The organism is Pseudomonas sp. LjRoot277 (genome assembly GCF_964253845.1).
In the GTDB taxonomy this organism is placed as follows: Bacteria; Pseudomonadota; Gammaproteobacteria; order Pseudomonadales; family Pseudomonadaceae; genus Aquipseudomonas.
This window is the reverse complement of the sequence record NZ_CAXURI020000001.1, coordinates 2,342,522-2,356,024: the sequence shown is the minus strand read 5'-3', so window position 1 is coordinate 2,356,024 and position 13,503 is coordinate 2,342,522. Positions and strand designations below refer to the sequence as shown.

The 13,503-nt window shown below is 58.4% G+C and carries 9 protein-coding genes and 2 pseudogenes; 7 read left to right on the top strand and 4 right to left on the bottom strand.

All coding sequences use genetic code 11. The features are described from left to right. The first annotated feature begins 26 nt into the window (after window positions 1-26). Window positions 27-563: an AAA family ATPase gene (locus tag ACSQ87_RS11135; protein ID WP_223433386.1), complete on the top strand. Its 537-nt coding sequence runs from the start codon at window positions 27-29 to the stop codon at window positions 561-563. Between the two features lie 74 nt (window positions 564-637). Then, entirely contained in the window at window positions 638-1,531 is an 894-nt protein-coding gene (locus tag ACSQ87_RS11130; RefSeq protein ID WP_223433385.1) for a LysR family transcriptional regulator, read from the top strand. Between the two features lie 36 nt (window positions 1,532-1,567). Here the strand turns inward: ACSQ87_RS11130 and ACSQ87_RS11125 are convergent, their stop codons facing one another. Genes ACSQ87_RS11125 through ACSQ87_RS11115 form a run of 3 tightly spaced genes read right to left on the bottom strand, consistent with a single transcriptional unit; the run spans window position 1,568 to window position 4,978 of the window. After that, window positions 1,568-2,749: a (R)-mandelonitrile lyase gene (locus ACSQ87_RS11125; protein ID WP_223433384.1), complete on the bottom strand. Its 1,182-nt coding sequence runs from the start codon at window positions 2,747-2,749 to the stop codon at window positions 1,568-1,570. Between the two features lie 18 nt (window positions 2,750-2,767). Continuing rightward, complete coding sequence (locus ACSQ87_RS11120; RefSeq protein WP_223433383.1) at window positions 2,768-3,823, bottom strand: alpha/beta hydrolase; 1,056 nt, start codon at window positions 3,821-3,823, stop codon at window positions 2,768-2,770. 60 nt (window positions 3,824-3,883) lie between these two features. Next, a complete protein-coding gene (locus tag ACSQ87_RS11115) occupies window positions 3,884-4,978 on the bottom strand; it encodes an alpha/beta hydrolase (RefSeq protein ID WP_223433382.1) in 1,095 nt (364 codons plus the stop codon). A 319-nt stretch (window positions 4,979-5,297) separates the two neighbouring features. On the opposite strand from ACSQ87_RS11115, the pseudogene ACSQ87_RS11110 reads away from it, so the two are divergent. Next, window positions 5,298-5,744: pseudogene (locus tag ACSQ87_RS11110) on the top strand (AMP-binding enzyme); the annotation flags it as partial. Between the two features lie 704 nt (window positions 5,745-6,448). Here the strand turns inward: ACSQ87_RS11110 and ACSQ87_RS11105 are convergent. Then, a complete protein-coding gene (locus ACSQ87_RS11105; RefSeq protein ID WP_223433381.1) occupies window positions 6,449-7,852 on the bottom strand; it encodes a GGDEF domain-containing protein in 1,404 nt (467 codons plus the stop codon). 378 nt (window positions 7,853-8,230) lie between these two features. Here ACSQ87_RS11105 and ACSQ87_RS11100 point away from each other — a divergent pair, with 378 nt between their 5' ends. The 4 genes and pseudogenes from ACSQ87_RS11100 to ACSQ87_RS11085 all read left to right on the top strand — a co-directional run. Further along, entirely contained in the window at window positions 8,231-9,736 is a 1,506-nt protein-coding gene (locus tag ACSQ87_RS11100) for a PLP-dependent aminotransferase family protein (protein ID WP_436273598.1), read from the top strand. Between the two features lie 112 nt (window positions 9,737-9,848). Then, window positions 9,849-10,919 (top strand): sugar phosphate isomerase/epimerase family protein, encoded by a 1,071-nt coding sequence (locus ACSQ87_RS11095; RefSeq protein WP_223433379.1) that lies wholly within the window; start codon window positions 9,849-9,851, stop codon window positions 10,917-10,919. 33 nt (window positions 10,920-10,952) lie between these two features. Beyond that, window positions 10,953-12,218: an MFS transporter gene (locus ACSQ87_RS11090; RefSeq protein ID WP_223433378.1), complete on the top strand. Its 1,266-nt coding sequence runs from the start codon at window positions 10,953-10,955 to the stop codon at window positions 12,216-12,218. A gap of 327 nt (window positions 12,219-12,545) precedes the next feature. Then, window positions 12,546-13,024, top strand: a pseudogene (locus tag ACSQ87_RS11085) (pyruvate kinase); the annotation flags it as partial. Window positions 13,025-13,503: the final 479 nt, after the last annotated feature.

The following is a 13,503-nucleotide window of genomic DNA, read 5'->3' as shown; positions in this document are numbered from 1 at the left end:
GGCTTTTTTTGCGACAGGAAGTCCTCATGCAACGGATTGTAATTCTGGGCAATGCCGGTAGCGGCAAATCCACCCTCGCCCGCGCCCTCGGCAAGCGCCTGAGCCTGCCCGTGGTTCACCTGGACACGCTGTTCTGGGAGCCCGGCTGGGTCGAACCCGACGCTGAGCAGTTCCGCACACGGGTCCGCGAAGCGGTCGCACCGGATGCCTGGATTTGTGAAGGCAACTATGCGCGGCGAACCTTCGACCTTCGCCTGCCCCGTACCGACCTGATCATCTGGCTCGATACATCGCGGCTCACCTGTTTCACCCGGGTGATCATGCGCAGCGTAATGAACCGCCCTCGCCCTGACCTTGCAGCAGGCTGTACAGAGAAGCTCGACCGGGCGTTCCTGACCTTTCTGAACTTCGTGTGGAATTTCGATCGCGGCTATCGCCCAGGTATCGAGGCGGTGCGCCTGGCTATAGGCCCGCAAATTTCTACGGTGCACTTGCGCGGTACGCGGCAGATTGCCGCATTTCTCGATAGCTTGCCCGCTACGCCTGGAATCTGCCTTGAATAGAGGGAGGGTGAGATCCAAGCGATTGGTGATGCTGGATGGCATAATCGCGAACGGTTCATAACAGGGGCGTATCAATGACCGCCGAAAGCTACGACCAACTCGCGATCTTTTCGGCCGTGGCACAGGAGCGCAGTTTCACCCGCGCGGCTGCCAAACTGGGCATGTCGCAGCCTGCCTTGAGCCGGGCCATGCGTCAGTTGGAGGAACGACTGGGCGTCAGGTTACTTGCTCGCACCACTCGCAGCGTATCCCCCACGGAAGCGGGCGAACATCTGCTGCGAGTGATCGCCCCCAGATTCGAAGAGATCGACAACGAGCTTGCATTGCTCAGCGAATTCCGTGACAAGCCTTCAGGCAAACTGCGTATCACGGCAGGCGAGCATTCTGCGATCACGATCCTGCATCCCGTGCTCGCAAAGCTGCTGCCCGACAATCCCGATCTCAAGATCGAGATCATCGTCGATTACGGCCTGACCGACATCGTGGCTGAAGGCTTCGACGCTGGCGTCCGGTTGGGTGAGCAGGTCGCCAAGGACATGATCGCGATGCGTATCGGCCCCGACATGCGCATGGCAGTGGTCAGTTCCCCAGCGTATTTCGCTCGGTATCCGAAACCAAAAATCCCGAGCGATCTCATGCAGCACAACTGCATCACACTGCGCATGCCGACTTATGGTGGCCTCTTCCTCTGGGAGTTCGAGAAGAACGGGCAAGAATTGAAAGTACGCGTGGAAGGCCAGTTGGTGTTCAACAACATTGCCATGCGCCTGGAGGCCGCCCTCCAGGGGTTGGGGCTGGCTTATATGCCAGAAGACCTGGTGCAGGAGCATGTCGCACAGGGTCGGTTGATTCGCGTACTCGCGGATTGGTGCGAGCCATTCTCGGGATACCACCTCTACTATCCAAGCCGACGCCAGAGTTCACCCGCCTTTACGTTGCTGCGTGAAGCCCTGCGCTATTCCAGCTGACAGGCCTGCGCGCTTGACGGGTGGCCGATCCCTGACTCACGGCCGCCCGGCCGTTTTAGCCAGATGTTCGTCCAGCGCCTCGCCGGCACGCTTGGCCGCATCAGCGTCACCTTGGTCGGCCAGTACCTGAACGAGTTGACGCAATTGCGCAGCGCTCAGACCTACTCTCATGCTGGCAGCCATGTGCGAACGCAGTTGCGGCTCCACACCGGGCGTGGCGGCCAGCGCTGCGACCGTAGCCAGTTCACGACTTTGCCAATCCAGGTTGTCTCGCTCGAAGATGTCGCCGAACAAATGCGCCTGCAAATATTGATTGATGACAGGTGCAAAGTCGAACAGCGGGCCCTGGACGGGTGCACCGGAAATGCGGGTCTGATTGGCCTTGCCCACGACCAGCAATTCAGCGCCGGTTGGAATGACACGACCGGGCTCGCGCCCCGGATCATCCTGAATGCCGCGTTGTTTGCGTGCGTCCACCACTTTCATCAGCTCGCCGAGTGCGTTGAGACTGCGAGGAAAGCCGGTGTAAGCGTAGAGCTGCACCAGGATTTCCTTCGCCTCGCTGACGGTCAGCCCCGTATTCAGCCCCTTGTTCAAGGCAGCATTGAGCATGGGCATGTTGCTTGTGGCCATGGAGGCTGCAATCAACGGGATAGCCTGCTGCTTGGCTGACAGCACCTCGGAAACGGCATGCTCGGCAGACGTTGCTTGCGGCGTCGCCGGACTTTGTGGGTTGTTTGGGTAATCGACGACTTTCTCCAGCCATTGCACACTTTTGCCATCCACCACGCCGGTCACAGCCAGGTGAGTCATGGCGCTTGTCGGTGCGGCACCGTGCCAGTGCTTGACGCCCGGAGGGCAGACAATCACGTCTCCCAGACGGATTTCCTGCACGGGCTTGCCCCATTCCTGAGTCAGGCCCACACCTGCGATCACAACCAATCGCTGGCCTGCTGGATGGGTATGCCAAGCCGAACGCGCGCCCGGCTCGAAGGTAACGTAGGCGCCAGATGCATTGATTTCGCCAGTGGCGGGGAACAAGGGATCGACGCGCACCCGCCCGGAGAAAAAATCCGCCGGCCCCGCCGCCGAAGCCTGCGTACCTGCACGTCGGATCTGCTGGGCAGCCTGGGACTCACTGACATTGTCTGCTTGCCCGGCTGCGCTGGCGAAGGGTGTCGCGGCGCACATCGCGATCCCGAAAAGGGTCTTGTTCATGATGACGGCTCCTTCAATTCAGAGCGTTCTGGCGTAAAACGCGGTCAGCTGGTCCATTGCGACGTCCACATAGGCAGGCACCCAGTAAGTTTCAATATGGGTCGCGCCATCGATCTTGACCAACGACTTGTCTTTCGTGCCGGTGGCCTTGGAAAAGGCTTGCTCCGACATGTACAGGCTGTCGGCCTTACTGCCCGCGATCATCAGCAATGGCTTGTCGATCAGTTCGATCTGGTCCGTTGCATCGAAGCTCATCAAGTCCAGCAAACTGCTCAAGGTGTATCTGAAGGTCGAGTTAGGATGAGCATGGGTTTTGCCGTAATACTCAAAACCCTGCCGATACAGATCAAACGGCAATTTGGCGATCTGCTCGTCCGTCAGCCTGGCATCCCCGGTGTAGAGAATTTCCCCACCGGCCGCTTCTTGGGCGCGGGCAGCGGAAGCTTGCTGCAAGCGCTCCTGGACCGTGGACAGTTGCGAATCCCGGTAGCCATTACGGCGAACCAGCCCTGAGTTGAACATGCTCAAGGTTGCGATCGACTGGAATCGCTTGTCGGTTTGCGCCGCCTTCAATGAATAGCCGCCACCGCCGCAAATGCCGAGCAAACCCAAACGCGTACTGTCGACGCCGGGGTAGCGGGCGATGAAATCCGCCATGCCGTGGATGTCCTCGATGCGATACGCGGGTTTATCGACGTTACGCGGCTGACCGCCGCTGGCGCCCTGATACGCCGCATCCGCAGTGATCGTAATGTAGCCCTGATCTGCCAGGCGCTGGGCATACAGGCCTGCAACCTGCTCCTTCACCCCGCCATTGGGATGCGCCACCACGACAACCGGGTATTTCTTCGCCGAGTCATAGTTCGCCGGGGTGTAAACGTTGGCGGAAATGTCCAGGCCATTGAGCTTGTAGGTGACCGGATGGAGGTTGACCTTGCCCGGCTCGTTCTTCGTCAGCGCGCCACCGTAGGTCAATGTGAATGGATTCTGTTTGTAGTCCGCGGCCTCAACTTCAGCTGCCGATATACCGATCATTGCGGCCAGAACGGTGGCCTTTATCGTGGTTCGCGTCATATGAATAATCCTGCCTGTTGCGACTTCTGAGGGGCTCGGCGGCCATCGCCGGGCTCGTTTTCAATCCAGGTCTTTCTCTGCGAGAAACTTCGAAACCAGATCCGCGATCTCGACGTTGTTGAGGTCCGAGAAGGGAAAGTGGGAATTGCCCTTGATCCCGATCTCAGGCAAATGGATCAGCCTTACATCACCGCCATGCCGGTTCACGGCGTCTCGCCACAGGCGCGCCATCTCAAGCCGGGCGCGCCAGCTGTCTTGCGCGGGCAGACGCACCGGTTTTTCGGGGATGTTGTCGCCATAGAAGATGACGATGGGGATGCGGGTCAGCGCTTCGAACTGCGCCTTGGATACGACCTGCGCCGAGAGTGTGTCGAACGCACTGGGGATCGGCACCGGGGCTTCACCTTCGGGAAACACGAAGCTGCTGCCCGGCTCGAACGCCACGATGGCTCGCACATTGGGACTCTTGATCGACGTCAGCCAACCGGGCCCGCCACCTTGCGAGTGGGTAAACAGAATGGCCGGGCCAGTCTTTTCCAGCAGCGCGGACACACCATTGGAAACCACATCAATGTCGTAAGGACCGGTATTGGGCGTCATCGAGCGGAAGAATTGCTCCAGCGCCTCCTGCCCATCTGGAAACTGACTGCCCTCGAAGCTGTTTGGCCACACACCCATGCGGAACTGGTTAAACCACAGCTGCTCGTCCGCCACCGGTTTGATTGTCGTTTCAACCAGACTGCGTCCCGCATCGCCACGGCGCGGCTGGTCGATCAGGTAGGTGGAAAAGCCACGACGCAGGAAGAGGTTCTGGAACCCTTCTCGACCGTCGGCCGTCGTTTCCCAGGACTTCGCGGACTGCCCTGCACCATGCAACATGACAATCGGCAGCGGGCGAGCGTCGACCGGAACCTGGTAGAACGCATACACGTGATCGCCATGATAGGTTTGGCCATCAGGCTTCATCGGTGTGTACGGATCAAAGACACCCGGCTGGGTCATCAGCCCGCCGCCGGCCATCAGGCTTCCCTGTTTCTCGATGATCAGCGGACCGCGATCGCCCGCCTCCATGACCGCAGCGGCGCACAGAGCAAAACAAAGGGTGCCCGCCTTCGCTGCGGCGGGCAGGCACTTGCGGATGATGTGCTGGGTCATGGATTGCTCTCGGCTTGAATTCGCAGAGAAGCAACTTACCCTTCGACTATTGATTGATAAACAGCACTAATCGGATAGCACTAATATCAGAATCACATAAATGTGATTCATGAGCCCTTCGGGACAGCGGCACTGTCGGCATCACTTGAAGAGCGCAATCTTTCAACACCAACGGTCGATGTCTATCAGTTGTGACCGGTAAAAATCGACCCATCGCGCCTATTGCACCTGGACATCCCAGCCCTCCCGCCTGTGGAGGGATGCCATGTAGCTAGGTCCCCGAATAGAACATTGGCACTCGACGCAGGTTGCAGAAGATCGTGACGAAGACGGTTACTACTGGATTACCGGTCGCGTGGATGACGTGCTCAACGTGTCCGGTCACCGCATGGGCACCGCCGAGATCGAAAGCGCGATGGTTGCTCACCCGAAAGTCGCCGAAGCGGCGGTGGTCGGTGCGCCGCACGACATCAAAGGGCAGGGCATTTATGTCTATGTCACGTTGATCGGTGGCGAAGAGCCGAGCGAGCAGCTGCGCCCGGAACTGAAAAACTGGGTGCGTAAGGAGATTGGTCCGATTGCTTCACCGGATGTGATCCAGTGGGCGCCGGGCCTGCCGAAAACCCGTTCGGGCAAAATCATGCGCCGCATTCTGCGCAAGATTGCTACGGCCGAATATGAAGGGTTGGGCGATATCTCCACCCTGGCCGATCCGGGTGTGGTGCAGCATTTGATTGATACGCACAAGACCATGAACGTCGCTTAACCCACCGTTCCTGAGTCACCAAAGCCCCGCCCGGCATTGCGCCTGGCGGGGCTTTTTTATGGTCATCGGTAGGTATCTTCGGTGTTATTGCGCGCCGTCTGTTCAATCGGGTCGACGAACTTCGCAACATCGAATCCACCAATGAGTGCTGGCATCAAAGCGAGCTGCTCAGCAAATTGTTCGGCGAAGAGTGGCACTACCCCGTCGGTGACTGCGCCAAAGAGGAAACCTGGCGTGTCGGCGGCTCGAAGTCAGAAGTCCATTTATTCCAAAGTCATCGATTTCCTGGAACGACTCGGCAAACTGTCAGATCGCTCTTTAGTGGCACGATGCAACAAAGAAACATTGTAATCGTAGGTCGATATCAACGGCATTGGCCCCTCCCGTCGAGCCATCTCCAGCCATTGCGTTGTTCGTTCCACGTCAAAGAACTCGTTCTTGAACTTCATCTTCGCAACAAGGTTCGCTGAGACTCTAAAGTGTCCACACCCGGCCGAGCATTTAATCTCTGACCAGCATCCAGCGATATGTACGATTTTAGAGGCAGCCTGGCAAATTAAGCATTGCATGTTCGATCTCCTTTTCGATGACCTACCTACTGTAGCGAACACCGGCCAAGGACGCCTATTGCTCACAGAAATCAAATCCATCGGCCCGCAACGCTTGGAGCGAATCCACAGCCAAAAGCAGCCACTCGAATGCTTCTACAAGACCAAGGACGATTCAAGTTGGCCGTCTGCGTGCTTTGGCTGGACACCTGCTACACCCCCGTCACGATGAAGAACATGCTGACGGCGACGCTGTTTATTGGCGTACATCGCGGCATCGGCACCCGCCAGTAGCTCACCCAGCGGCTTCAGCTCCTTTGGCGAACATCCAACTGCGCCGATGCTTAAGCCGACAGGATAACGACAACGGTCACTACCATTGAACTCATTGACCAGTGCTTGCACACGAGCAGAAAGGGCATCCGCCGACTCCCCTGTGTCGACAGCCAGGACCACAAACTCATCACCGCCGATCCGCGCGACAACATCGCTATGTCTAAACGCCGCTTCGAGCACCTGCGCAGCGGCTACGATCGCCAGGTCGCCCGCCTCATGGCCGTGGGCATCATTGGTCTTTTTCAGACCATCGAGATCAATAAAAAACAACAAACAGGATTGATCATTACGGCGAGCCGAGCGCATGAGCTGGTCAGCCAAAAGAAAGAAACTGCGGCGATTGTGCAAACCGGTCAGTTCATCCGTCAGCGACAGTCGGCGCACATCGTCTTCGACCTTTTGTCGCTGCGACATTTCGCCCATCAGTTTGCTGTTCACAGCTTCCAGTGCACTGGTCCGCTCGATTACCCGTAACTCAAGGGCCGCATTCAGAGCAGCCAGCTCTGCCTGAGCATTCTCTCTCGATTTATCGATCCGATGGAGGTGCCTGGCAGTTCTGAGGATTACCGCAATCAGCATGGCGATGCTCAGAGTTGCCATCAACGCCAAGCTGAACCGGTTGTCGTAGTAGCCCAGCCCTTCTCCGACGACCAGCACACCTCCGATGCTCAGAACTACAACCGGGATACTGGCCAGCAAGCTTCTCGCCACATTGCCACCTGCGGTATCGCTTATCAGCAACTCGACGAATCCCGAACGCGGCTGGATAACCAGCAGCCCGGTATTGAGCAGGATCAGCGCAATAACCGTATGAATGGCCATAGTGCTATAGAGGCCGACCGAGTAAAGCGCGCTGACGTCGAACAAATAACCAACAAGCGCCATCAGGCTTATAAATAGCGCTGATGAAGAGAATATTTGCGGCAGTAATCGCCTCCCATCAAGAACAAGGCTCAGGCCAGAAAGCAGAAGACACAGTGCTGTCGCGTGCGCCATTCGTCCCGGAAAAAGTCCCCCCTGGGTGTGCTGAAGTGAGAAAGGAAGCAGTAGATCTATAGCCAGATCAACCGACATGACATATTCAATGAGCGTCAGCCCCCCGACGAGTATCGCCAGGACAGCGCCAAGCCGCCTGATCAAGCCTGCGGCCAGAGACGCTCTGAAAGTAGCGCACCACAGTCCCGCTCCGAGAACAGTGAACATACAGGCGGTATTGACCTTCATCGTAGTCCAGCCAGGAAGCACAGTCCTTAGCACAGGCACATCCAGCAGCCAACCAGCCAGCACAACTACGCCTATTATTGACACAGTAACGGCCGCCAGCCGGGCGTAGGTTATGAACTGACGTAGCCTTTTTACCTGGCTGACTTCGGGCTCCGCCCTCATCGCCGTCTCCGTTAACGAGTGAATGATTCCGCCAGTATGCCGGGCTGCTTCCAGCCCCGCCAATGTGATGCGCCCGGCACTGCGTCGCCACTCAGGGACTGCCTCGCCGGACATCAACGCCAGACGGATGACTTATCGGGTATCGCTGGATACCCTTACCTCCCCGTCGCCTGACGGTTTCCAGGTCGCACCCCATTTCACCCAGTCGAGCATGTCATGAAATCCCCCGCAGGTTTGCTGCTGTCGGCTATCGAGCTGGACCGTGCCAGTGCCATTCCCCTGTACCGCCAACTGTATCTGCAGATTCGCAAACAGATACTCAATGGCAGAATCCAGGGGGGCGTGCGCCTGCCGTCGACCCGAACCTTGAGCAACGAGTTGGGGTTGTCGCGGATCACCATTCTCAATGCTTTCGATCAGCTGATTGCCGAAGGTTTCCTGGCCTCGCGTACTGGCGCCGGTACGTATGTCGGCACTGAGTGGGAAAGCCGGGGTATCGAGGATGAGCAACCGCGCCAGCCACCGCGCCTGTCCGACTTGAGCCAGTCGATGCTGTCGCTGCGCAGCGATCATTTTCGCGGGGTGTCCTATGCCGACTGGGACCCCGCGACCCCGACCTCCTTCCTGCCCAGCCATAGCACCTATGACGCATTCCCGCAGGCGATCTGGCGGCGCCTGATGAACCGTCATCTGCTCAAGCCTACCAAGGCCATTCTGGGTTATGGCGAGTTGCAAGGCTTGCAGGCGTTCCGCACCGCGATTGCCGAATACGTCTTCGATGCGCGTGGCATCGACTGCAATGCCGGGCAAGTGGTGATCGTTTCCGGCGCGCAGCAAGCGTTCAACCTGCTGGGCATGCTGCTGCTCAATCCGCAGGACAGCGTCTGGATGGAGGACCCGGGGCACATCGCCGCGCGCATTGCGTTGCAGGCCCAGGGGGCTCAGGTGATTGCGTTGCGTATCGATGAACAGGGGATCGATGTCCAGCAAGGCTTGACCGAGTGCCCTGATGCCCGCCTGGTGTTTTGTACACCTTCGCGCCAGCATCCTTTGGGTGTCACCCTGAGTTATGCGCGGCGCCAGGCACTCATCGACTGGGCTGCGCAGCATCAAAGCTGGATCATCGAGGACGATTGCGACAGTGAGTTTCGCTACAGTGGCCGCCTCCTCCCGGCGCTGTATGCCATGGACCAGATGGCCCGGGTGATCTACGTCGGAACGTTCAGCAAAGTGCTCTTTCCGTCACTGAGACTGGGTTACGTGATTCTGCCGCAGGCCCTGGTCGAACCCTTTTGCACCCTGCGCGCGGTCATGGATCGCAGTCCGCCTACCCTGCTTCAGGCGACAACGGCAGACTTCATGATCGAAGGCCACTTCCTGGGGCACATCCGCCGCATGCGTGCGCTGTACAAGGCGCGCCAGCAGGCATTGATCGAACAGCTTGAAAAGCAGATTGGCAGCTTCTTCAGGATTACCCCGACGGATGCTGGCATGCACCTGATCGCCTGGCTGCCCCCCGAACTCAGTGACGCTGACATCGCCCGGCAACTGGCCCAGCACAACATCCACACTTACGCCTTAAGCGACTACCGCATCAAGCATGCCCTGCCGCCGGCCCTGTTGATCGGCTTTGCCGGTACGCCTGAAAACCAGGCGCGGGAGCGTGTCGAGGCCCTGGCCCAGGCCTTGCGCACCTTGGGTTATCTGCCGCCGACCACTTGATGCGAGGCAAGTGGTCTTATCAATTAACTGATAATGGATCTATCGAGAGTTCCTGACTGGCGCGATAAAGGCTGCGCCGGTAGACCCGGTGTCTGAACCAGGAACGACTCTAATGAACAATAAGATCCAGGAACGATTCAACGCCTTGCTGAGCCATAAGGTGGTCGAACACGGGGCTGTTCCCGTGCTGACGGACGCACTGGCCCGGCGGCTACTTGAACGTCTCGGGCAATTGCGCCTGTTTGCCCACGCCTACCCGCTACTGACCAACCTCACCCACGGTCGTGTCATCCCTGCCGACATGCTGGACTTCGCCTATCGCCACGAGCTGCAAGGCCTGAGCCTGCACTTGCTCGACGGCGAGGAAAACAGCCTGAGCCAAATGTCACCCGCGCAGCTCCAGGCGTTTGCCGCCAAAGCCAAAGCGCTGGGGCTGGATGTGCACCTGGAAATCAGCAGCACGCTGAAAAAGGATGTCGACCAGGTGATCGCCATCGCCATCGCCCTGGGGGTGCGCAACATTCGCGTTTACTCACGTTACGAGGGCACGCTGTCGCGGGTCATGGACGTGATCGAGACCGACCTGCACTACCTGGCGCAACAGGCCGACGCACACGATCTGTACTTTGACTTCGAGCAGCATGAAGAACTCAAGAGCGGCGAAATCGCACAACTGCTCAACCGCCTCAACCACCCTCGCCTGCATGCCCTGTTCGACTTCGGCAACATGATCAATGCCTGCGAACAGCCCCTGCAGGCCCTGCGCAACCTGGCGCCGCACATCCGCCAGACTCACCTCAAGGGTGTGCGCATCGTCCCCGAGCAAAACGGCTTCGGCCATTACGGCGTTTTGCAGGGCAGCGACGAGGACGATCTGCCCAGCGCCCGCATGCTGTTCGAGCTGTTGATGCTCGGCGAAGCAGCCCCGCAGGTGATCGCGTTCATCCTCGAGCAGGAAAACCACTACGTGGCCCCGGCCTTCCGCCAGAGCACTGAGGCGGCCGATCCCTTCATTGCCTACCGGGAGATGAGCGAAACGCCGCTGCCGAACGGCTACTCCCTTGAGCGAATGCTGGCCGACGAACACCGCTGGGCGAACAACCAGGTCGCCTATGTCCGTAGCCTGCTGGCCGAATTGCGCACGCTGGCCGAACTGACCCTGGCCACCTCTTCCAACGCCTGATCCTGACGACCCGATTACGCCCGGAGAACAATAATGACAACTCAAAACAAGGCCAAATGGCTCAGATTCCTGATCCTCATCCTCGGTGGCGGCACCATCTACAAACTGGCGAACCTCAAGGACGCCTTCTATGTACCCATGCAGGAATTCATGGGCTTGAGCCACACTGAAATCGGCATGCTGCTCAGTGCCAACGCGATCATCGCCACCGCGCTGTTTGTGGTAGGCGGCCTGCTCGCCGATCGCTACGACACGCGCAAGCTGATCCCGCTCGGCTTGATCGGCACCGGTGGCCTGGGCTTGTACCTGGCGACCTTTCCACCCTTCAGCAATCTGCTGATCGTGTTCAGTCTGCTGGCCATCTGTGCCGACTGCCTGTTCTGGCCCTCGCTGCTCAAAGCCATCCGCAACCTGGGTGACGATCAGGAGCAAGGCCGGTTGTTCGGCCTGCTCGAAGGCGGGCGTGGCGTGGTTGACACCCTGGTGGCCTTTTCCGCCCTGGGCGTGTTCGTCGCCATGGGTTCGGGCGAAACCGGCCTGAAGTCTGCGATCCTGTTCTACTCGGTCATCGATATTCTGGCCGGCACCCTGACCTGGTTCCTGCTCAAGAGCGGCAGCGCGCAGTCGGTGGCCAAGCCGAAGAACGGTCTGGCGAACCTGATGGAGGCGATCAAGGTGCCGGGAATCTGGCTGGTCAGCCTCAACGTGTTCATGGTCTACATCGTCTACTGCGGCCTGACCTATTTCATCCCCTACCTCAAGGAAATGTACGGGTTGCCCGTGGCACTGGTGGGCGCCTACGGCATCATCAACCAGTACTTCCTGAAGATCCTAGGCGGGCCTGCCGGCGGTTTCATTGCCGACAAGCAGTTCAAAAGCACCAGCCGTTACCTGAAGTGGGCATTCCTGGCGCTGTTGCCAGTGATGGGCGTGATCATGCTGATTCCGAAAAGCCCGGGCTTCATCTATGCGGGCATGGCCGCCACCCTGTCCTTCGCTCTGATCGTGTTCTCCATGCGCGGCGTGTTCTGGGCCCCCATGGGTGAAGTCGGCATTCCCCAGCACATCACCGGCTCGGCCTTCGGCATCGGTTGCCTGATCGGCTATGCACCCGGCATGTTTGCCTATGTCATCTACGGCGCGATCCTCGACCACTTCCCCGGTCAACAGGGTTACAACTATGTTTTCACCCTGATGAGCATACTGGCCATTGCGGGCTTCATGGTTTCCAGCCTGCTCTATCAAGCGGTGCGCAAAAAATCCATGGCCACTGGCGGGATGAGCGCGGCGCAAGCCTGATCATCGTCATGGACTCCAGGAGGAGGAATCGTCTACCACGCCGATCCCTCCTCCGGGCCTGACCCAGGCCTTTCTGTCTACCAGATCGTCCCGGTGCCACCAGCTTGCTCCAACAGCTCCGAACAGGCCGGCTGTAAACCATGTATCTAACCCGTCGAGCAGGCGGTAGAGAAGCTCCATGCGCTCGACTCCGTGGCGGGCAAGAAAAAAGCCCGGCGAGTTAGGCCGGGCTTTCGTTAAATACGATCAAGATTTAATTATTCAGTTTTTCGTACATATAGCTGAACAGATCATCGAAAGGCGGGATTAAAAAGCTGTTAGAGACCGGTGGTGGCGACGCAGCTGCTGGAGTCGATGCGCTTCTCACCGGCACCAACCCGCGCCGAAGTCACCGATGTGGCCACGCCGTGGCCGAAGGTGCGGACGCGGCGATGCTGTCGGCAGAAACCGCCTCCGGCGAATACCCGCTCGAAGCCGTGCAGATGATGAGCAAGATCATCCGCCAGGTGGAAAACGGTCCGGACTATCAGACTCAACTCGACGTCAGCCGACCAAAGGCTGAGGCGACTGTTTCCGATGCGATCAGCTGCGCCATTCGCCGAATCAGTAACGTGCTGCCGGTGGCGGTGCTGATCAATTACAGCGAGTCCGACGCGTCGGGTTTGCGTGCGGCGCGGGAACGGCCGACGGTGCCGATCCTCAACCTGACGCCGAACCTGCAAACCGCTCGCCGATTGACGGTGGCGTGGGGTGTGCACTCGGTGGTCAATGACCGCCTGCGGCAGGTGGATGAAGTCTGCTCCACGAAGCAGCCAGTCGGTAGCGCCTGGAAAAGGTTATTGGTCCTTTGCACTCAAAACGAACCCTACTGTCAGACCTTTCCAACTCATTACGGGGCTCGGAAAAGTTTTTCGCTGGGGAGCCTTGGGCGTCCGAAGGGGGGGCGCTGTGATACATATCAGTGTCTAGCCATGCTGGCTGGCACGAAAATTCGCTACCGGCCAGAAGTCAGAGGACTGGTTGATGTCATTCAAGCAGCGTTGTTTGATTTGCTGCTTATACTGACCGAGCAGTCTGAGCTTGCCATCCGTCTTGTTTCTCCTCGATCAGTGTCGCGCTTTCTCAGACAAATTTCAGGAAAAACAAAGACTTACAGCAAGACAAGGAGCGTTATGCGATATCAAGTCGTGAGCAAACGCGACATTGAATATCGCCTGATTAGTAGTTAGCTGACCGACTTACTCATCTAATTCGAAAAATGGAGTTTCAGGTTCATGATAACCAC